The 20,295-nt window shown below is 71.7% G+C and carries 15 protein-coding genes and 1 pseudogene; 10 read left to right on the top strand and 6 right to left on the bottom strand.

Going from position 1 to position 20,295, the window contains the following annotated elements:
* Nucleotides 1-24: 24 nt before the first annotated feature.
* Nucleotides 25-1,110, top strand: a pseudogene (locus Raf01_RS50895) (peptide-N4-asparagine amidase); the annotation flags it as partial.
* Between the two features lie 599 nt (nt 1,111-1,709).
* On the opposite strand, the gene Raf01_RS20045 reads toward Raf01_RS50895, so the two are convergent.
* Complete coding sequence (locus Raf01_RS20045; protein WP_203919468.1) at nt 1,710-1,862, bottom strand: hypothetical protein; 153 nt, start codon at nt 1,860-1,862, stop codon at nt 1,710-1,712.
* A gap of 50 nt (nt 1,863-1,912) precedes the next feature.
* On the opposite strand from Raf01_RS20045, the gene Raf01_RS20040 reads away from it, so the two are divergent.
* The 3 genes from Raf01_RS20040 to Raf01_RS20030 are packed head-to-tail and all read left to right on the top strand — an operon-like array spanning nt 1,913 to nt 5,378.
* Complete coding sequence (locus tag Raf01_RS20040) at nt 1,913-2,893, top strand: EamA family transporter (RefSeq protein WP_203919467.1); 981 nt, start codon at nt 1,913-1,915, stop codon at nt 2,891-2,893.
* A complete protein-coding gene (locus tag Raf01_RS20035) occupies nt 2,890-4,110 on the top strand; it encodes a D-alanyl-D-alanine carboxypeptidase family protein (RefSeq protein ID WP_239133752.1) in 1,221 nt (406 codons plus the stop codon). The genes Raf01_RS20040 and Raf01_RS20035 overlap by 4 nt, the downstream gene beginning before the upstream one ends.
* Before the next feature lie 56 nt (nt 4,111-4,166).
* A complete protein-coding gene (locus tag Raf01_RS20030) occupies nt 4,167-5,378 on the top strand; it encodes a cellulose binding domain-containing protein (protein ID WP_203919466.1) in 1,212 nt (403 codons plus the stop codon).
* Here the strand turns inward: Raf01_RS20030 and Raf01_RS20025 are convergent.
* Both Raf01_RS20025 and Raf01_RS20020 read right to left on the bottom strand, forming a co-directional pair.
* On the bottom strand, nt 5,350-6,714 hold the full coding sequence (locus Raf01_RS20025; RefSeq protein WP_239133751.1) for an MFS transporter: 1,365 nt from the start codon (nt 6,712-6,714) through the stop codon (nt 5,350-5,352). The genes Raf01_RS20030 and Raf01_RS20025 overlap by 29 nt on opposite strands.
* A gap of 109 nt (nt 6,715-6,823) precedes the next feature.
* A complete protein-coding gene (locus Raf01_RS20020; RefSeq protein ID WP_203919465.1) occupies nt 6,824-7,753 on the bottom strand; it encodes an AraC family transcriptional regulator in 930 nt (309 codons plus the stop codon).
* A gap of 237 nt (nt 7,754-7,990) precedes the next feature.
* On the opposite strand from Raf01_RS20020, the gene Raf01_RS20015 reads away from it, so the two are divergent.
* From Raf01_RS20015 to Raf01_RS19990, 6 genes are all read left to right on the top strand, one after another.
* Complete coding sequence (locus Raf01_RS20015) at nt 7,991-9,346, top strand: ABC transporter substrate-binding protein (RefSeq protein ID WP_203919464.1); 1,356 nt, start codon at nt 7,991-7,993, stop codon at nt 9,344-9,346.
* A 112-nt stretch (nt 9,347-9,458) separates the two neighbouring features.
* The gene (locus Raf01_RS20010) at nt 9,459-10,448 is read left to right on the top strand and encodes a carbohydrate ABC transporter permease (RefSeq protein WP_203919463.1); all 990 of its coding nucleotides are present in this window, start codon (nt 9,459-9,461) and stop codon (nt 10,446-10,448) included.
* Entirely contained in the window at nt 10,441-11,280 is an 840-nt protein-coding gene (locus Raf01_RS20005) for a carbohydrate ABC transporter permease (protein ID WP_203919462.1), read from the top strand. Before Raf01_RS20010 ends, Raf01_RS20005 begins: the two co-directional genes overlap by 8 nt.
* A gap of 55 nt (nt 11,281-11,335) precedes the next feature.
* The gene (locus Raf01_RS20000; protein WP_203919461.1) at nt 11,336-13,225 is read left to right on the top strand and encodes a glycoside hydrolase 5 family protein; all 1,890 of its coding nucleotides are present in this window, start codon (nt 11,336-11,338) and stop codon (nt 13,223-13,225) included.
* Between the two features lie 42 nt (nt 13,226-13,267).
* Nucleotides 13,268-15,427, top strand: coding sequence for an alpha-galactosidase (locus Raf01_RS19995; protein ID WP_203919460.1), 2,160 nt, complete (start codon nt 13,268-13,270; stop codon nt 15,425-15,427).
* A gap of 18 nt (nt 15,428-15,445) precedes the next feature.
* Nucleotides 15,446-15,802 (top strand): hypothetical protein, encoded by a 357-nt coding sequence (locus tag Raf01_RS19990; RefSeq protein WP_203919459.1) that lies wholly within the window; start codon nt 15,446-15,448, stop codon nt 15,800-15,802.
* Nucleotides 15,803-15,871: 69 nt separating this feature from the next.
* On the opposite strand, the gene Raf01_RS19985 is transcribed toward Raf01_RS19990, so the two are convergent.
* The 3 genes from Raf01_RS19985 to Raf01_RS19975 form a co-directional block, all read right to left on the bottom strand.
* Nucleotides 15,872-16,951 carry a hypothetical protein gene (locus Raf01_RS19985; RefSeq protein WP_203919458.1) on the bottom strand — a complete coding sequence of 360 codons (1,080 nt, stop codon included), beginning with the start codon at nt 16,949-16,951 and terminating at the stop codon, nt 15,872-15,874.
* 114 nt (nt 16,952-17,065) lie between these two features.
* A complete protein-coding gene (locus Raf01_RS19980; RefSeq protein ID WP_203919457.1) occupies nt 17,066-18,874 on the bottom strand; it encodes a phosphatidylglycerol lysyltransferase domain-containing protein in 1,809 nt (602 codons plus the stop codon).
* 20 nt (nt 18,875-18,894) lie between these two features.
* Nucleotides 18,895-20,217 carry an alpha/beta hydrolase gene (locus tag Raf01_RS19975; protein ID WP_203919456.1) on the bottom strand — a complete coding sequence of 441 codons (1,323 nt, stop codon included), beginning with the start codon at nt 20,215-20,217 and terminating at the stop codon, nt 18,895-18,897.
* Between the last annotated feature and the right edge of the window lie 78 nt (nt 20,218-20,295).

Here is a 20,295-nt window from a genome sequence, read left to right as displayed (position 1 = left end):
CGGCACTGCCCGAGAGGAGCACCGATGCGTACAGCCTCGCTCCGCCCCACCGCCAGGTGGAGACGTACTTTCCTGAAAGCGCTCGCGGTGCCGGCAATGGCCGTCGCGGCGGTGACAGTCGCGGCCGTGACAGTCGCGGCCGTGACAGTCGCGGTGGTGGGTGTCGCCGGCTCACCGGCGCGCGCGGACACCCCACCGGTCGAGGTGAACTACGCCGACCCGGTCACCGCCCTGCCACCGGTCGACCGCCCGGACACCCGGCACTGCGCGGTGACCGTGATGCGGCACGACTTCGCCAACTCCTACGGCCAGCCGTACCGCGCGACGCTGAGCCCGCCGGCCGGCTGCGCCGGGCCGTGGTCGAAGGTGGTCCTCGACTGGTCCGGCTCTGTGGCCGGACGCCAGTACGACCGGCTCGCCGGGGTGTGGATCGGTGGCGCCGAGGTGTTCCGCACCAGCACCCCGGAGCCCGACCCGGACGGCATCGACTGGCACGTCGACACCGACATCAGCCGGTTCGCGCCGCTGCTGCGCACGCCGCAACCGCTGGTGGTCGACCTCGGCAACATCGTCGACGCCACGTACACCGGCATCTACCACATGACCATGACGATCACGTACTACCAGGCCGACCGGGCGCACCCGGCGGCCCCGCACGACGACGTGGTGGTACCGGTGTCCGCGACCACGAGCGACGCCGGCTGGTGGATCCTGGGCAAGGGGCAGACCGCGCAGGGCAGCGTCGCCGTACCGCGCAACACGACCCGGGCGGTGATGGAGGTGTACGCCCGGGGCGGCGGCTGCGACGAGCAGTGGTTCACCGCGGTACCCGACGAACTCGCCGCGGCGCATCCGGACACGCTGTGCGGCGGCGGATCGTACCGTGAGGTCCAGGTCCTGCTCGACGGCGTACCGGCCGGCCTGGCGCAGCCGTTCCCGGTCCTCTACACCGGCGGGATCAGCCCGCTCATGTGGCGACCCATCCCGGCGATCGACGCCTTCCGCACCCAGCCGTACACAGTGGACCTGACCCCGTTCGTCGGCCGGCTGGTCGACGGGCGGCCGCACACCGTCACCCTGATCCCCTTCGGGAACAACGACAACTGGACCGTGGACGGCACCCTGTTCCTCGACGTCGACCATGCCCGCGCGCAGACCTCGGGCGCGGTGCTGTCCGACACGCTGGACACGGCGCCCCGGGTGGACACGCGCAGCGCGCCGGCCGCCGACGGTGCGACCACGGTGACCACGTCCGTGGCCCGGGACTGGACTATCCGCGGGTACGTCGACACGTCCGCCGGCCGGGTCACCACCACGGTCGCGCAGCGGCTCGGGTACTCCAATGTGGACACTGTCAGCGCCGACGGCACCCGGCAGCAGATGGTCCAGCGGGACAGCGGCGCCACGACGGTGACCCGTACGCCGTCGCACGGCGTGCCGCGGGCCACCCGGTCCGGCTGGTCGTACCCGATCGAGGTGACCAGCGACTACCAGCCGGGTACGGCGCCCGACACGTTCACCGTCAGCGGCCGGGTCAACCAGGTCCGCCGGCTCGACGATCAGACCGCCAGCGGCCGGGGCTGGCAACGGGTCGGCGCGGTCGACGACGAGCTGACCGCCGACGGTGTGCTCGCCCGCACCAGCGGGGTGGTGACCCAGGCCGACGGCTCGGGCAGCGAGCACTACACCGGCCGGTCCGGCGCGAGCTGCTACGACCACGCCGTCGCCGCCGACCACGGGTACGTCATCCGGGACACGCACGGGCACTGCCCGGCGCTGAGCGCGCCCGCCACGGGCGGGCACGCCACGAGCGTGCCCGCCCGCCACGAACACCCGCCCGCCATGAACAGACCGCGTGTCATGACCGAAACTTCTTTGGAGCCTTACCTCACCGCCGCCTACTATCGGCCGCATGGTGGTTTCGACCCGCGACAGCCGGCTGACGTCCGGCTTCGGCTTCGCCCTGCTGTCCGCGTCGTCGTTCGGCCTGTCCGGCTCGCTGGCGCGGGGGCTGCTGGACGCCGGCTGGTCCTCCGCCTCCGCGGTCGCGGCCCGCATCCTGCTGGCCGCCGCCGTGCTCGTGCCGGTCGCCGTGGTGCAGCTGCGCGGCCGCTGGTCGCTGGTGTGGCGCAACCTCCGGCTGATCGTCGGGTACGGGCTGGTCGCCGTCGCCGGCTGCCAGCTGGCGTACTTCAACGCGGTCGCGCACCTGCAGGTCGGGGTCGCGCTCCTGATCGAGTACACGGCGCCGGTCGCGGTCATCGGCTGGCTGTGGCTGCGGCACGGTCAGCGTCCCGGCTGGCTGACCGCCCTGGGCGCGGTGGTCGGCGGGACCGGACTGGTGCTCGTTCTCGGCCTCGGGTCGGGTGTGCGGATCAGCACGGTGGGCACCGGGTGGGCGCTGGCCGCGATGGGTGGGGCCGCGGTGTACTTCGTCCTGTCCGCCAAGGAGGACAACGGGCTGCCCGCCACCGTGCTCGCCGCGGGGGGCCTCCTGCTCGGCGGCACCACCCTGATGCTCGCCGGTCTCGCCGGTGTCGTGCGGCTGGACACGTCGAGGACCTCGGTCGCGTTCGCCGCTTTCCGGGTGCCGTGGTGGCTGCCGGTACTCGCGCTCGGGGTCATCACCGCCGCGCTCGCCTACGTCGCCGGCATCGCCGCCTCCCGCCGGCTCGGCTCCCGGCTCGCCTCGTTCGTGGCGCTGTTCGAGGTCCTCGCCGCCCTGGTCTTCGCCTGGCTGCTGCTCGGCGAGAGTCCGCGCCCGATCCAGCTGGCCGGCGGCGCGCTGATCGTGGCCGGCGTCGTCGCGGTGAAGCTCGGTGAGCCCCGCCCGGCGCGCACTCCGGAGGGTGTTGAGCGCGGTAGGGCCCGTCCGGCTAGTCTGCCTGGGTGAGTGCGTCGAGTGTCGCGGTCGCACTGGTGAGCGCCGGGTTGCTGGCGGCACCGGTGGCGTTACCGACAGCGAGTCCAGCGTCCCCGACGACGGCGGCGATCGTGCCGTGCCCGCATGTCACGCCGCCGACGATCCCGCCCACGCCGGCGTCCCCGCCCCGCGATGCGGCCGCCCCCGTCGTCGGTGGCGCGGGGCTGGCCACGACCGGGCTCGCCGCACCGGCCGCCGTGAAGGCGCCGCCGGCCACGTCGGCGCAGTCGTGGGTGGTCGCCGACCTGGACACCGGCGCGATCCTCGGCGCCTGTGACCCGCACCTGCGGCGCCGGCCGGCCAGCGTGCAGAAGCTGCTGCTGGCCGACACCGCGTTGCCCAAGCTGAATCCGAGCCAGGTGGTCGTGGCGACCGCCGCGGACCTGAAGCTGCCACGGGTCACCTCTGCGGTCGGTATGGTCGTCGGCGGCCACTATCCGGTCTCCACGCTGTGGTATGGACTGTTGCTGGAGTCGGGCAACGACGCCGCGAACGCGCTGGCCCGAGTGGCCGGCGGGAGCGGGGGAGTGCCGGCCACGATCGCGGCGATGAACGCGGAGGCGCACCGGCTGGGCGCCGACGACACGCACGCGGTCACCCCGTCCGGCCTGGACGCCGCGGACCAGTTCACCAGCGCGTACGACCTCGCGCTGATCGCCCGCGCCGACTTCGCCCGGCCGGACTTCGTCCGCTACGACACGGCGCTGCGTTTCCAGTGGCCCGCTCAACCGCCCCGCGACCCGCACGGCTTCCAGATCCAGAACGAGAACAAGCTGCTGACCGAGTACCCAGGGGCGCTGGGCGGCAAGACCGGCTTCACCGACCAGGCCCGGCACACGTACGTCGGTGCCGCGCAGCGCGGCGGCCGGCGGCTGGTCGTCACGGTGATGGGTGCCGAGATCGTCCCGGCGCGCGCCGAGAAGCAGGGCGAGGCGCTGCTCAACTGGGGCTTCGGGCTGCCGGCCACGGCGAGCGTGGGCCACCTCGTCACGGCGGACGAGGCGGCCCGGCTGCACAACCCGCCGTCGGCGAGCGGGTCGCACCGGCCCGCGCGGGTGCGGGTGGCGCCGGCCGGAGCCGGCGCGTTCCTGGACACGCGGACCCCGCAGGTGATCCTCGGGGTGGTGCTGCTGGTGCTGGCCGTGGCCGGTATGTCGCTGATGTGGCGTCTGCGCCGGGGGCGCTAGCCCGAGCCGGCGGGACACATCTTGACGAGCATCAATGTCTCGCTCATCGTTGGGGCATGTCAGGCGTGGATTCACCGGCGGTGCCCCGCGGCGGGCGAGCCAAATTCCTGCTCGCGGCCGTCTCCGCGGTCGCGGTGATCGGCACCGGCCTGATCGCCGTCAAGGCGGCGGAGGCCGGCGTACCGTCTGGCGGTCCACCCGCCGCGGCACAGCCCGCGACGACGCCGACACCCTCACTGCCGAACACGTCACCGTTCCCGCCGTCGGCACCGACCGACCTGGTCGCTACGCACGTCGGCGCGACCTCGATCACCCTCGCCTGGACCGCCTCGACTCCCGGCTGCTGCGCCGTCGAGGGGTACCGGATCACCTACTACCGGGCGTTCTACGACATCGCCTACAGTTCGTCGGTCGGGAACGTCACCACCGCGACCCTGACCGAGGGCATCATCCCGACCGGGCAGTACTCGGTGCAGGTCAGCGCCGTGGACGGGCTCGGGCACTATTCCGCGAGTGCGGCGATCACCGTGGTCACCCCGCTCTCGGACACCGGCCCCGACACCGTCCCGCCGCAGGCCCCGACCAACCTGAGCGCCACCTACACTCCGTCGACGACGCTGCGCTGGTCGCCGTCGTCCGACAACGTGGCCGTCACCGGGTACAACGTCTACCGGTTCGACGGCCTGTTCGTCTCGACGCTGCTGGCCACGGTGACCGGGACGGAGTACACGGTGCCGCCGATCGTGACGGCGCCACCATCGTCATCGCCGTCGTCGCCGCCGGCATCGTTCAACAGCACGTACTACGTACGGGCGAGGGACGCGGCGGGCAACCTGTCGGCGGTGTCCAACACCGTTCCCGTCCGCCCGACCGGCCCGTCCAGCCCGCCGGTCAGCGTGTCGCCGAGCACGCCGGTCAGCCCGTCGCGGAGCCCGTCGGCGCAGCCACCGACCTGCACCGTGAGTTACACGACCCAGTCGCAGTGGGCCGGTGGTTTCGTCGCGAGCCTGACGGTCGCCAACACCGGGTCGGCCCCGATCAGCGGCTGGCGGCTGGCCTTCACCTTCGCCGGCGACCAGCGGATCACGAACTCGTGGAACGCCACGTTCACTCAGTCCGGCTCGGCCGTCACGGTGCGCAACGCCGACTGGAACGCCGTCATCGCGGCCCACGGCAGCGTGTCGATGGGCATGCAGGGAACCTGGACGACCAGCGACGCGCCGCCCCCGGCATTCCTGCTCAACGACGCCCCGTGCGCGACCGGCTGACCCGGGCCCGGGGCGGCGCGGGCCGCCCCGGTCCGGGGCCGTCCGCGCCGCCTGCCCCGTCCACCGTCGTGGCTTCTCGCCCTGCGACGGCCGGCGACCCCCGCCCGGCCGGGCGCCGTCCTGCCAGGCGCGGCCCGGCCAGGAGTGGTTCGGCGGCCAGGACCGCGAAGGCCGCCCCGGTGAGCAGGCCGCCGACGAGCGTGATGCTGCGGGTACCGAGCGTGCCGATCAGTGCGCTGCCGAGCAGCGCGCCGGCTCCGATGCCGACGTTGAACGCCGAGTTGACGCCCGCCCCGGCGACATCGGTGTTGCCCGGCGCCACCTGGAGGGTACGGCCGCCGACCGCGACCACCAGCGCGCTGTACGCCAGCCCGGTCACGCAGAGCAGCACGATCGCGGGCAGCTTCATCGTGCCGGTCGCGTACAGCCCCAGCAGCCCGGCGACGATCAGCGCCAGCGGGGTGACCAGCGCCGGGCGAGGGTGCCGGTCCAGGACCGTACCCACGATGACCGTGCCGGCCAGGCCGGCGAGGCCGGAGGCGAACAGCAGTGGGCTCAGCGATGACGCGCCGAACCCGGTCACGTCGAGCAGGAACGGGGTTATGTAGGTGATCGCGGTGAGGTACCCGGTGACGCACAGCACGATGCCGGCGAGCAGGACCGCGTAGCGGCGCGGGTCCGGCGAGGCACCCCGGGCCGAACCGGCCTGATCCGGCGGGATGGTCGGCATCAGCGCCAGCACCGCCAGGCTTACCACGACCCCGATCCCACCCATGACCGCGAACGACCAGCGCCAGCCGGCCTGCTGCCCCAGCCAGGTGCCGGCCGGTACACCCAGCACCGGGGCGAGCGCGTTGCCGATCCCCACCCGCGCGACGGTCCGGCCACGCAGGTTCGGCGGGAACAGCCCGGCCGCCGAGGAGTTGACGACGGACCAGAAGACGGCCTGGCTCAGCGCGACGACCATCCGGGTCGCGAGCAGCACGGGATAGTCGCGGGCGAGTGCGGACGTCAGGGCTCCGGCCGCGAAGACCGCGAGGGTACCGCCCAGCAGCCAGCGGCGGGGCAGCCGCCGGGTGAGCCCGGTCAGCGGGAGCGCGGCGAGCACCACGACCGCCGCGTACCCGGTGACCAGCAGGCCGACCTGCGACCGGGATCGGTGCAGGTCGCCCGCGATGACGGTCAGCAGGCCGATCGGCAGTATCTCGGTGGTGACGAAGCAGAACGCCGCGACGGACAGGGCCAGCAGCGCGGCGTTCGCCCGCGCCGGGGACGTGGGTGGGTGCCAGCCGGAGGACTGCGGGGCGCCGATCGAGCGGTCGGTAGGACGGTTCACTTGCGTAGCATGACCGGCCGCGCCCGCGTGCGCGACGGCTATTCGGGGCGGGTGGCGTGAGTCTCGGGGCGGGTGGCGTGAGCCGCGCAGCCTGACTTCCTAGGATGCTTTAGGGGGTGTGAGCGCCACCATCAACGCCGGTAGGCCGGTCGAAACCCGAGCGCTCGGTGTGCTGCCGGTACTGCGCCCGGAAGTCGCTGGGGCTCGTGCCGTTGATGCTGTGGAACTGCCGCGAGAAGTAGAACGGATCCGAGTACCCGACGGACCGGCCCACCTCGGCGATCGGCATGCTGGTCGCGATCAGCAACTCCCTGGCCCGCGAGTTGCGCAGGCGCTTGATGTACTCCAGCACACCCATGCCGGCCGAGCGGCGGAACACGGCCGCGAAGTGGGAGGTACTCAGCCCGGCCAGGCGGGCGAGTTCGCTGACGCTCGGCGCCGCCGCGAGGTTCTTGCGCAGGTAGTCCTGGGCGATGTTGACCCGTTCGATGGTGCCGGCCGGGCCGAGCCGGCGTTCCGAGGCGATCTGCGCGAACACGTTCCATGCCGCCCCGGCCGCGGCGAGCAGGCTGGCCTCGGTCTCGTCCCGTTCCAGCGCGGCGATGACCCGGTCGACGAGGTGCCACGCGGTGTAGACGTCGCGGAGCGGCGCGACGGGTACCCGGGCCGGCCCGAGGGCCGCCTGAGTCAGCTCCGGTACGTCGAGCCCGTCCGCGTGGAACCACCCGATCGTCCAGGGGCGTTCGTCGTCCGAGCGGTACCGGTGCGGCTCGTCGCTCGGGATGACGACTGCGTCGCCGGCCTCCACCCGGTAGCTCCGCTCGCCGTACCAGAGCTGGCCGGCACCGTCCTGGCAGATGATCACGATCGACGTCGGCGCGCCCTCCGGCCTTGTCATTCCGTGACCGCGAGCGCGCGGAAAGTAGCCGGCGTCGGTGACGAGGAGCCGCGACGTCAGCCCGGTTCGCAGCGCCTTCGCGGTCAGTGGTGCCGGAAGCACTCGGAAGCGCTGGCCGGGGAAGCCGTTGAGGGGAGGCATCCGGACATGGTAGTGGCAGGTGGCGGACCGTTGATTCGTCCAGGTCTGGAGACGAAACCTCTATGTACCATGCCGTCCACACGCCAGTAACGTCCTGGCGTGACACGGCGCAGCCGGTTGGGGTGGCATCCAATCCCTCCAGCTTTGGCCGGCGGCGGGGACCGCGCGCCGGGGGTCGCACCAATTCACCCGCATGTGTGTGAGAGACAGGTGTGGAGAGAAGAGAGACAGCACCTCATGATTAGTGACAAGATCAGTTCGCGCGGCCTCCGGCGGCGCTCCCTGGCGGGCGTGACGGCCGTGGCCGCCGCTGCCGTTGTGGCCCTGTCCGCCTGTTCGGGCGGCGGCTCGGGCGATTCCGGCCCGGTGTCCGGGCAGACGCTCACCTACTGGGCGACTCTGCAGGGGACCGGCGCCGATCAGACGCAGAAGACGCTGACGGCCGAGTTCAAGAAGTTCACCCAGCAGACCGGGGTCAAGGTCAAGCTCGAGGTCATTCCCTGGACCACCCTGCAGACCCGCATCCTCAACGCGGTCACCAGCAACAACGGCGCCGACGTCATGGAGATCGGTAACACCTGGGCGCCGTCGCTGGCCGCCAGCGGAGGTTTCCTGGAGTTCACGCCGAAGGTCCTCGACCAGATCGGCGGCCAGAGCAAGTTCGTGCAGACCAGCTTCGCCGAGAACGGACTGCCCAACAAGACGCCGATGTCCGTTCCGGTGTACGCGACGTCCTACTCATTGGCATACAACAAGGCCGATTTCGCCGCCGCCGGCATCGCCAAGCCACCGGCGACGTGGGACGAGCTGATCACCGACGGCAGGAAGCTGACGACGGCCGGCCGGTACGGCATCGCGCTCGACGGCAGCAACGCGACGGACGCCTCGCACTGGGCCTTCATCCTCGGCGAGCAGTCGGGCAGCCCGCTGTACAACTCGTCGGGCAAGCCCGATTTCGCCAACCAGAAGCTCGCGGACGCGCTGACGACCTACGTCGGCCTGTTCGGCAGGAACGGCATCGCCAACCCGGCCAACGCGCAGAACGGCGCCCAGCCGCTGTCCGACTTCGCCAAGAACAAGGCCGCGATGACGATCGGGCAGGGCGTGGCCACCAGCCTGACCCAACTCGGCATGGACGCCTCGCAGTTCGGCATCGCGCAGGTGCCGGTGTTCTCGCCGCTGCCGGCCGGCGGCAAGCCGATCCAGAGCCACGTCGCCGGCATCAACCTCGTCGTGCGGCAGTCCACCGAACACCAGAAGGCGGCGCTGGAACTGGTGAAGTTCATGACCAGCCAGCCGGAGCAGGTGGCGATCAATCACATCTACGGCACGCTGCCGGTGATCACCAGCGCCTACGACGACCCGCAGTTCCAGGACGACACGACCAAGGTGTACCGGGAAATCCTGGAGAACCACAGCGCGCCGATGCCGCTGTACCCATCGGAGAGCCAGATGGAGACGCTGCTCGGCGGCGCGGTCACCAGCCTCATCGCGAAGACCGCGTCGACCGGTACGGCGCCTTCGACCAGCGCCATCGTCTCCGCGCTGACGGATGCGCAGAAACAACTGATCGCTTCCACCGGCGGGCAGTGACCCCTGACCACGGAGCGGATGCGGCGGCGCTGGCCGCACGCCGCATCCGCCTGCCGCGCCCGCCCATCGATCCGGTCAACGGCTAGCAAGCCCGGAAAGGCAATCACGACCCATGGCCAACCTGGTCACCGACGACGACCGCCGCACGCGGTTGCCGCGCCTGTCGCCGGCGCGGGGCACGAAGCCGGGGTGGTGGCAGAACCCGAAGGTGATGCCCTTCCTGCTGGTCGCGCCCGCGGTCTTCTTCGAACTGCTCGTTCACATCGTCCCGATGGTCGCCGGGGTGGTGATGGCCTTCTACCACCTGACCGTCTACACGATCCGCAACTGGTCGAACGCGCCGTTCGCCGGCCTGGCCAACTTCCGGGTGAGTGTCGACATCTCCGGCCCGGTCGGGCGCGGCCTGCTGGACTCGTTCCTCGTCACGGTCCCGTACACACTGTTGGTGCTGGCCTTCTCCTGGGTCATCGCGACGGCGGCGGCGGTGTTCCTGTCGGTGGAGTTCAAGGGCCGTTCGCTGTTGCGTTCGCTGTTCCTGCTGCCGTACGCGCTGCCGGCGTTCGTCGGCATCATGACCTGGACGTTCATGTTCCAGAAGGACAGCGGAGCGATCAATCACCTGCTGGTCGACGATCTGCACGTCCTGCACTCGGGGCCGTTCTGGCTCATCGGGTCGCACGCGTTCTGGGCGATGGTGGTCACGTCCGTGTGGAAGACGTGGCCGTTCGCGTTCATCATGCTGCTGGCCGCGGTGCAGGGCGTGCCGGACGAACTCTACGAGGCCGCCGTCATGGACGGCGCCGGGATGGTGCGGCAGTTCTGGTCGATCACCCTGCCGCAGATCCGCCAGACCAACCTCATCGTCGTGCTGATCGTCGGCATCGGCACCTTCAACGACTTCAACACCCCGTTCGTCATGTTCGGCAGCGCGCCGCCCAAGAGCGCCGAACCGATCAGCATGTACATCTACAGCAACGCGTTCGGGCAGTGGAACTTCGGCCTCGGCTCCGCGATGTCCGTGCTGCTGCTGGTGTTCCTGGCCATCATCTCATTCGTCTATCTGCGCTCGACGCGCACGGGAACGGAGGCCGTCGATGCGTGAGACGACCGCCGGGCGGTGGGTCCGGCGCGTGGCGCTGACCCTGATCGGGATCTTCACCCTGCTGCCGGTGCTCATCATCCTCGACACGTCGGTGAAGCCGCTGTCCGAGGTGCAGAACACCTTCAGCTGGGTACCGAAGCACATCACGCTGGACGCGTACGTGCAGATGTGGCAGACCGTGCCGCTCGCGCACTACTTCCTCAACAGCATCATCGTGTCGGTCTGCTCGGCGGCCATCTCGGTCGTCCTGGCGACCCTGGGCGCCTACGCGGTCTCCCGGTTCGCGTTCGCCGGGCGGCGCCTGTTCTCCTTCGCGGTGCTGTCGACCCAGATGTTCCCGGGCATCCTGTTCCTGCTGCCGCTGTACCTGATCTTCATCAACCTGCAGCGCTACCTCGGTGTCCCGCTGTCCGGGTCGCTGTTCGGGCTCATCATCACGTACCTGACGTTCGCGCTGCCGTTCTCGATCTGGATGCTGATCGGCTTCTTCGACACCATCCCGCGCGAACTCGAGGAGGCCGCTCTCGTCGACGGCACGACCCGCTGGGGAGCGCTGTGGCGCATCGTGCTGCCGGTGGCCCGTCCCGGGATCATCGCGGTGGCCATCTTCGCGTACATGACCGCGTGGGGAGAGGTGCTGTTCGCCTCGGTACTGACCACCGAGTCCACCCGTACCCTCGCGATTGGCCTGCAGGAGTACGCCACCCGCGACGTGACCGACTGGAACCAGATCATGGCCGCCTCGGTCGTGGTCAGCGTCCCGGTAGTCGCCGGGTTCCTCGCCGTGCAGCGGTTCCTCATCCGCGGCCTGACCGCCGGCGCCGTGAAGTAGCACACCGGCGGCCCGGCCGACCGATCCACCCACCTCAGCTCACAAGGAAAAGCACATGGTCTCGCGCCCCACCCGTTGCCTGCCCGACACCGACCAGCCCTGGATCGGAGTGAACTTCTGGAGCGCCGCCGGCGGTCCGTACATGTGGCGCCGGTTCGACGAGCACACCGTCGACGCGGAGCTGGCCGCGCTCGCCGAACTCGGGCTGACCGTCACCCGGAGCTTCTGTTTCTGGCCCGACTTCCAGCCCGAGCCGTACCGCGTCGACGAGACGCTGATCGGTCACTTCCGCACGTTCCTGGACCTGCACGCGCGCCACGGCCTGAAGACCATCCCGACCTTCATCATCGGCGGCATGTCCGGGCGCAACTTCGACCCGCCGTGGCGGCGCGGCGGGAACCTCTACGCCGACGGCTACCTGCTGGGCAGGCAGGCGGCCTACATCCGCACGGTCACCGCGGGCATCGCCGACCACCCGGCCATCGCGGGCTGGCTCATCAGCAACGAGATGCATTTCTACGGCGGCAGCGACGACCCGGACAACATCCGCGCCTGGGCCGAGCTGATGACCCAGGCGGTACGGGCCGGCGGCGGCCGGGGGCCGGTGTCCCTCGGCGACGGCGTCCTGGGCGTGGACCTGTACGGCGAGGACAACGGGTTCCGGCTGCGCCAGCTGCGCGAGACCGTCGACTGGATCGGGCCGCACCTGTACGGCATGGGCGACGACCTGATCCGCCAGCACCTGCTCATCGCGTTCAAGCTGGAGCTCGCCAACACCTTCGGGCTGCCCGTGGTGCTCGAAGAGTTCGGTCTCACCAGCAACTTCGCCTCGGAGGAGCACGCGGGCGACTACTACCGCCAGGTGCTGCACTCCGCGCTGGCGGCCGGCGCCACCGGCTTCATCGCCTGGAACAACACCGACTTCGACCTGGTCGGCCAGCCGCCGTACAGCCACCACCCGTTCGAACTGCACTTCGGCATCATGACCCCGGACCGGCAGCCGAAGCAGGCGGCCCGGGAGCTGGCCGCCTTCGCGCGCACGCTGCGCGAGATCGACCTTCCCCGCTGCACCCGCGCCGACACCGACACCGTCCTCGTGGTGCCGGAGTGGCTCGACGGGGACACTCCGGGCGTCGACGCGGGCGCCGCCGACGTCGAGTTCGAGATCCTGCACCAGGCGTACGTGTCGGCCCGGCTGGCCGGCCTGACCCCGCTGCCGGTCCGCGAGGCGGACGGGATCCCGGACGCGAAGCTCGTGCTCGTACCGTGCGGGAAGCGCCTGAACGGGCCGACCTGGCAACGTCTGGAGCAACTGGCCCGCGACGGGGCACTGGTCTACGTCTCGTACTTCTCCGGCGACACGCCCGGCCAGCGCGGACCCTGGCACCCCGACTTCGACGGCATGTTCGGCATCCGGCACGGCCTGCGTTACGGGCTCGTCGACCCGGTCGAGACCGACGACGTCGAGGTGCGCTTCGACCGCTCGTTCGGCGGGCTGAACCCGGGGGACACGCTGCGGTTCCGCGCCGCCGGCAGCTACTCCGGCCGCAGCAGGTTGCCGTTCGAGCCGGCCGGGGCGGTGGCCGTCGCGACCGCCGGCGGGCAGCCCGCCCTCGCCACCCGGGCCACCGGCCGCGGCCAGATCGTGCTGCTCGGCTACCCGGTGGAGTACTTCGCCGCCCGTACGCCCGGGGTCAACCCGGACGACACCGTGCGCCTGTACCGGGCCCTGGCCGCCGAGGCCGGCGCGCTGCCCGCCATCGACAACGGCGGCGACCCCCGGCTGATCGTCGACACGCTCGTCCGTGACGACGGCGCCCGCTTCGCCATCGTGATCAGCGAACACCCGGGACCCGTCACGGCCACCGTGGGCGGCACCCCGGTGGCGCTGCCCGCCTTCGGCGCGGCGGTCGTACCCGTGCCGCCGGCGGCCGCGGATCGCTGACCAGTGCGCAACGTACCTCATCTCCAGGAGCCAGGGCCCATCGTGGCGGACACACCGACCCCCAACCACGTCCACTTCCACTCCGCCGGCGTCAGCGTCGTGTTCGCCACCGGCGAGGACCGGCTGCCCCGCCTGCTCTACTGGGGCGCGAGTCTCGGCGAACTGTCCGACGCGGAACTCGGCGCGATCGAGACCGCGCAGATGCCGCCGTTCGACCACAATCCCAACGACCAGGTCTGGAACGTGTCGATCCTGCCCGAGTTCGAGGCCGGTTGGCTCGGGCGCCCCGGTCTGGAGGGCTCCCGCGATGGCCGGGACTGGTCACCGGCCTTCCGGGTGGTCGGCACGTCGGTGCACCGGGACGCGCCGACCGAGGACGGGCGCACCGCCGACCGGCTGCGCGCCGTCGCGCGCGACGACCACGCCGAGCTGTCCCTCGAGCTGACCGTCGACCTGCTGTCCACCGGTCTGCTGCGGGCCCGCGCGAGCGTGACCAACACCGGCGAGGCGTACCGGGTGGACGCCGTCAGGATCGTGCTGCCGGTGCCGAGCCTCGCCGACGAACTGCTCGACTTCACCGGCAGGCACCTAATGGAGCGCGTGCCGCAGCGCTGCGCGTTTCCGGTCGGGCTGCACGCGCGGGAGCAGCGGGGCGGGCGTACCGGGCTGGACGCCGCGCACCTGCTGATCGCGGGCCGCGGCGGCTTCGGGTTCCGCGACGGCGAGGTGTGGGGGGCTCACGTGGCGTTCAGCGGCAACCAGTCGCTGTACGCCGAGCGCCTCTACAACGGTGCCCGCGCGCTCGGCGGCGGCGAGCTGCTGCAGAGCGGCGAGATCGTCCTCGCCCGCGGCGAAAGCTACACGTCACCGTGGTTCTACGGCGCCTACGGCGACGGTCTCGACGAGATGGCCGCCCGGTTCCACGCCCACGTGCGGTCGGGGCGCGCGTATCCGGCCGGTCCCCGGCCGGTCGTGGTGAACTCCTGGGAGGCGGTGTACTTCAACCACGACATCGACGTGCTGGGGGAACTCGTCGACCGCGCCGCGGAGGTCGGCGCGGAACGCTTCGTGCTCGACGACGGCTGGTTCGGCTCGCGGCGCGACGACCACAGCGGCCTGGGCGACTGGACCGTGTCGCCGGAGGTCTGGCCCGACGGGCTGCACCCGCTCATCAAGCGCGTCAAGGAACGCGGGATGGACTTCGGTCTCTGGGTGGAGCCCGAGATGGTGAACCTGGACTCCGACCTGGCGCGGGCCCACCCGGAGTGGCTGTTCTCCGTCGGCGGGCGGGTCGGCTACTCGTCCCGGTACCAGCACGTGCTCGACCTGACCCATCCGGGTGCGTACGCACACATCCGGGACGCGCTGCTGGCGCTGCTCGACGAGTACGACATCGCCTACCTGAAGTGGGACCACAACCGCACGCTGGTGGAGGCCGGCCACGCACCCGAGGGCCGCCCGGCCATCCACGGGCAGACGCTGGCCGTGTACCGCCTCATGGACGAACTGCGCGCCGCCCACGCGGGCCTGGAGATCGAGTCCTGCGCGTCCGGCAGCGGCCGGGTCGACCTGGGAATCCTGGAGCACGTGCAGCGCGTGTGGGGCAGCGACACCAACGATCCGGTGGAGCGGCAGCAGATCAACCGGTACCTCAAGCTCCTGGTACCACCCGAACTGATCGGCGCGCACGTCGGCCCGTCGCCGTCGCACACCACCGGCCGCACCCAGACCCTGCAGTTCCGCGCCCAGACCGCGGTGTGGTGCCATCTCGGCATCGAGATCGACCTGCGTACCGTCTCGCCGGAGGAGTTCGCGCAACTGGCGGCCTGGGTCGCCTTCTACCGTGAGCACCGGCACCTTCTCCACGGCGGTACGGTGGTCAACGCGGACCACCCGGACGACGCGATCTGGGTCTCCGGCGTCGTCTCGCCCGACCACCGCGAGGCGTGGTACGGCGTGGCGACGCTGCGCCGGTCGGTCACCTGGCCGCCCGGCCCCGCCCGGCTGCCCGGCCTGGCCGAGGAGGTCCGTTACGTGGCGACGCTTCCCGACGGGATCCAACCCGCCGCGACGGGCATGCCGCTGCCGGAGTGGACGAGGGCACCGCGGGCGATGACCGGAGCCGTGCTCGGCCGGGCGGGAGTCGCGCTGCCCCGCCTCCTCCCGGAGACCGGCCAGGTCATCCACGCGCGGGAGGCTTGAGTCGGTACACTTACGGACATGAATGTCCGTAAGGTTCTGATCGTCGTCGTTGTGGCGGTCGTGCTCACGGCGACCGGCTGTTCCCAGTCCGCCGGCCAGGCGGGGCCGACGGGCAGCGTGCACGGCATGATCGTGCTCACCGGAGGCATGTCCCAGGCGTCGCCCGCGGGGGCGCCGGGCACGGTCGTCGTGTCGCGCGGCGGGGACGAGGTGGCTCGGCAGACTGTGGCCGATGGACAGGAGTTCCGGTTCACCCTGTCGGCGGGCACGTACACGCTGTCGGCGGAGGGGGTCGACGGCGCGTGCGTCGACGCCCACGTCACGGTGACCGCCTCGGCCGACAGCGCCGTCTCTGTGACCTGCCAGCGGAAGTGAGCCGCCCACCAGCGGAAGTGAGCCGGCCCGGCCTTCGGTGGCCGGGCCGGCTCCGTTCCGGATGAACAGTCAGCTCAGCTGCCGCACCGCGCCCAGCGTGGCGAGGCCGGGTGCGGCGGACTCGATGCCCCAGTCGGTGATCCGGCCGGTCGCCGGGTCGATCGCCACGGTCATCACCTCGCCGGTCGGCTTCGCCGCTCCCCGAGGCGTCTTGGCCGCCTTGGCGGAGAACGCGCCCCGCAGGCTGACCAGGTAGACCGGCTGGTCGCTGTCGACGACGGCCTGGCTGGTGAGCTTCGCCGCGGCCTGCCGCGTGGTCAGGACGTAGCTGACCGACCGGGGAGTGGCGACACCGTTGCTGGCCGACAGTTGGCTCACGATGGTCGTGAGGGCGGTCGGAGCGGCCGCCGCGGTGAACGGCGTGAACGACGGTCCGGGGTCGGCCGGCCCGAAACCGCAGTTGCTGTAGAAGTCGGCGCTGTATCCGGTGCTCTCCCAGCCGCCGTACGGCGGGTTGTCGGTCCGGACCGAGGCGCCCGGCCAGTTGTTGGTCCAGATGCCGCCGCTGGACGTCTGCTTGAACAGGAACTCGGTGATCGCCGACGCCGAGCCGCTGTTGACGGTGAGCTCCTCACCGGCGTTGCCGCCGTGCGAGGATCCCGGGTTGGCGGTCGAGGTGCCGAGCGTGGTGCTGTCCCGGCGGACCTGCCACGAGTTGTTGCCGACCCAGGTGATGTAGTCGTCGTACGTGGTGCCGAACGCGGTCGAGATCGTCAGGTCGTGCTCGTGGTAGCCGCCGCCGTTCGGCCGGTTGTCCGCCCAGAACCAGTAGCGGGTGGAGCCCTGCGGGGCGCCGTACGCCATCCCGGTCTCCACCCAGTAGTTGCCGGAGCCGTTGTTGGTGGCCAGCCACATCTCCTCGGTGACGAAGTTCGAGGAGGTGGAGGCGCCCATCGGCCCGAGGCAGCGGACGTCCAGGCCCTGGTTGAGGCCGTAGACGGCGCTGGACGAGTAGTACTCGACCTCGCCGTAGCAGTGGCTGGACGTGGTGCAGGTAGCGGCGTACGACGGCGAGGCGGTCACCGTGAGGGTGAACGCGGTGAGTGCCGTGGTGAGCCCTGCGGCGGCGAGTCTTTTCCTGGTGAGCATGCGTGATCCCCCAAATCGACGTATGTCAATCACTCGCACCAGAGTCTCATCGCGGTCGCCGCCTGTCCAACATGACCATCCACTGTGGACACTCGGTGTGCGCTCCGCGCGGACTCACACGGGCCGGCGTCGCCGGCCGGCGCGGCGCAGGATGCGGCGCGGGTCCAGCGCGATGAACGCCTCCGCCCGCAGCGTCGAGATGCCGATCCGGGGCAGGTCCCGTGCCGTGGGGTAGACCAGGAAACGCGGTTCCCAGATGGGACGGAACTTCGCGTTGAACCGGTACAGCGACTCGATCTGCAGCCACCGGGACAGGAACAGCAGCACCGAGCGCCAAGACCGCAGCACCGGTCCCGCGCCCAGTCGCTCGCCGCGGGCCAGGGCCGAGCGGAACATCGCGAAATTCAGCGACACCCGGGCGACGCCCAGGCCCGGCGCCGCCTGTAACGCCTTCACGATGAGCAGTTCGTTCAGCCCCGGATCCGCGCCGCGGTCCCGGCGCATCAGGTCCAGCGAGATGCCGTCCCGGCCCCACGGTACGAAGTGGAGGATGGCGCGCAGGTCGCCGTCCGGCGACGGCGTCCCGGTACCGGCGGCGTTCGGGCGCTCGTGCGCGGTCACCACGACACACTCGCCGTCGGCGGGATCGCCGAGCCGGCCCAGCGCCATGGAGAAGCCCCGCTCGGTGTCGGTACTGCGCCAGGATTCGGCCGAGGCCCGGATCTCCTGCTTCTCCCGCTCGGTGAGGTCGGCGACCCGGCGGATCCGGCAGTCGTACCCGGCGCGCTCGATCCGGTTGACCATCTGGCGGACGTTGCGCATCGGCCGCCCATCGAGAGTGAAGTCCGCGACCTCGACGATCGCCTCGTCCCCGATCTCCAGGGCGTCCAGGCCGGTCTCCCGGGTCCACACCTCGCCACCCGTCTCGCTGCACCCCATCACGGCCGGTACCCACGCGTGCCGGGCCGCCTCCCGCATGAACGTCCGGATGGCGCCGGGCCACGCCTCGACGTCCCCGATCGGGTCGCCGCTGGCGAGCATGACACCGGAGACCACGCGGAAGGCGATGGCCGCCTTGCCGCTCGGGGAGAACAGCACGCTCTTGTCCCGCCGCAAGGCGAAGTACCCCAGCGAGTCCTGCGCGCCGTGCCGACCCAGCAGGCCGCGCAGCCGCCGTTCGTCGTCGGTGGAAAGCGGCACCGCCGGCCCCGGCGGGCGCAACGCGAGGTAGCCGGTGCTGACCGCGGTGAGCAGGCCGAGCCCGGCCAGGGAGAAGTAGACCAGGTCGCTGGCGCGGTCGGAGGCGTACCGCACCGGGCCCTCGACGCCCAACAGGCCGTACCCGACGTGCCGCAGGCGGTCGGTGAAGGAGTAGTGCCCGATCTCCGCGTCCGGGTGCACGCTCACGATGACCAGACCGGCGCCCACGCTGAACAGGGTCATGCCGAGCAGGTTCCACACCGCCCACCACCGGGTCCGGGGGTCCGACTCGGCGTAGAACTGGCGGCGGTTGGCCAGTACCACGATGAACAGCACGACGCTCACGGCCGCCGCCACCGGCTGGTGCCAGCGCAGCACGTGCAGTACGGCGCTGAGCGGGAGCAGCACCATCAGCGCCCGCCAGGCACGCCTTTTGCGGCGGCGCAGCGCACGCGCGAGCACCACCAGCAGCACGCCGAGGACCAGCGTCGCCGCGGTGGCCAGCGAGATGACCAGGCCCGGCACCAGGTCGGCGACGGCGTCCACCCGGCGGCTGTGCAGGCGCGGCGCTATCGCCCCGGCGATGTCGACCAGCCCGATCAGCAGGCAGATGGTGCCGACCAGGGTGGGCAGCCAACTGCGCGAGACACCGGGCAGCAGCGTTCTCGTCCGCTGCCGGCCGCCGGTCGCGCCCGGCCCCGTGGACGCGCCCCGCGTGTTCACCCCGCGCATCCGCGTACCCGTCAGGAGAGCCCGAGCTGGCCGCACAACGCGGGCATCAGCTGTGCGAATGCGATGGTGACGAACTGCCAGTTGTGCCCGCCGGGTACGGTCAGCTCCCGGCTGTCGATCCCGGCCGCACCGGCGAGGGAGGCCAGACGATGCGCGACCGGGATCCGGTCCGGGTCGCCGATCCCCACCCCGAACCAGGCGGTGACGCCCGGATAGCGGTGGCCGGCCAGCAACCGGGTGGGGAGGTGCGCGTCCCGGGCGGCGACCGAGCCTCCGAACAGGGCCGCCAGGGTGTGGGCCGGGCCGCCCAGCGCGGGCTGCGCGTCGCCGCCGAGGTCGACCAGGTGCCGGAACAGGGTCGGGTGGCCCAGGGTGAGGTCGAGCGCGCACGTGCCGCCCTCGGAGAAGCCGGCGACCGCCCACCGATCGGGGTCGGAGCGGATGCCCAGGGTCTGCCTGACGTACGCGGGCACATCCGCGGTCAGGAACGTCTCGGCGTTGCCCTGCGGTCCGTCGACGCACTCGGTGTCGTCCGTGTCGGAGCCGTTCTGGTCGACGAACAGCAGCACCGGTGCGCGGCCCCGGTGGGCGGTCGCGTACGCGTCGGCGGTGCGGACCGCCCCGCCCGAGGTGGGCCACTGGATGGGGCTGCCCGGGGTACCGGCGAGCATGATGATCACCGGAAGGTCGGCGCGGGCCGCGGTGAAGTACGCCGCCGGGAGGTACACGCTGCCGGGCCGGTGCCGGAAGTGCGAGCGGAGGGCCGGCGGGTCGGCGGCGACGAGCACGCCCCGGTGGGAGGCGGCCCGGCCGGCCACCGACGACGCGTCGACCATCCCGGTGTGGCCCAGCAGGTCCCCGAGCGTCGGCCACACCCCGTACTCGTCGTTGACCAGCAACACCGCTCCGGCCAGGGTCAGCGGTACCGCGGCCCCGGCCAGTCCGCGCCGTACCGCGCCGGGTCCCGGCAGGGCGAACGGCACCCCGATCGCGGCCGCCAGGAGCAGCCCGGCCCAGAGGGCGAACGACAGCGGGTACGGGTCGGTGACGGTACCGGTGACCCGGAGCAGGACGGCGCCCACACCGGTGAGCGCCGCAGCCGACCCGGCGACCACCGGCAGGGTACGGGTGAGCCGCCGCGGGAGTCCGGGGCCGCGAGCCGCAGCCGAGAGCCGGCCTCCCGGAAGCCACGAACCCACCAGCGCGCCGGCCCCCAGGGCTTCGAGTGTGTCCGCCAACGCGGGGCTGAGCAGCGGGATCCGGTCCAACCGGCCGGTCAGCGCCAGCCCCGCGAGCAACGCCCCCGCGGTGGCCACCGCGCCCAGCGCGGGCACGACCGTCCACCGACCACGCCGCGGGTGTCGCGCCCGCCACCGGGACCACCGCTGAGCGCCGGCGTCCGACCCGTCCTC

Source organism: Rugosimonospora africana (assembly GCF_016862975.1).
GTDB classification, from domain to species: Bacteria; Actinomycetota; Actinomycetes; order Mycobacteriales; family Micromonosporaceae; genus Rugosimonospora; species Rugosimonospora africana.
The sequence above is the reverse complement of the archived record's forward strand: the minus strand, read 5'-3'. Positions and strand labels throughout refer to the sequence as shown.